A 665-nucleotide genomic window follows, 5' to 3' on the forward strand; every position below is an offset into this window, starting at 1 on the left:
GCGGTCGCCATGTTTAATGCCTTAGTCATTCAGCATTTTTCCGTCACCAATGCCTTTACATCTATCGTTGGCGGCTTCGATACAACGATGTTGGGAAAAGGATTTGATCTGGGGCCTGCCGCAGCTGATATCACTAAACTGCTTGATCGTGGTGGAATGCAGTCGATGATGAGCACACTGCTCATTGCTTTCTGTGCCTTGTCGTTCGCGGGCGTACTCTCCGCTTCCGGTGCCTTGAACAAAATTGTGATGTCTCTGCTCAAAATCTCGAAAAGCACTGGCTCTCTGATTGTGATTACCTTGCTCACTGGTATTCTCACAATTTCCACCACTTGCAATGGTCAGGTTTCCCTCCTTCTGCCTGGGGAATTGCTGCGTCCTGCCTATATCAAACGCGGTTTGCACCCTTGCAATCTTGGACGAAGCATTGAGGATTCCGGTACAATCTTCGAGCCAATTCTGCCTTGGACCGCCGCCGGCGCCTATATGGCCGCTACTTTGGGCGTGCCGACCCTGAGCTACATGCCCTGGGCCACCTTGTGCTGGACTGGCGTTATTTTCGCTACTATCTGGGGTTATACAGGAATTGGTATACGTAGGTTAACTCCGAAAGAGCAGAAGGATATGCTGGCTGAGCTTGATAGAGAAAAGCCTGTGGCTGTTTC

The 665-nt window shown here is 50.5% G+C and carries 1 protein-coding gene; it reads left to right on the plus strand.

Annotation, left to right across the window (positions count from 1 at the left end; all coding sequences use genetic code 11):
* On the plus strand, window positions 1–665 hold a 665-nt coding region (locus CRD60_RS08295), incomplete at both ends, for a Na+/H+ antiporter NhaC family protein (RefSeq protein WP_330848987.1).

Origin of the sequence: Bifidobacterium aemilianum, from assembly GCF_003315635.1 — a bacterium.
GTDB lineage: Bacteria > Actinomycetota > Actinomycetes > Actinomycetales > Bifidobacteriaceae > Bifidobacterium > Bifidobacterium aemilianum.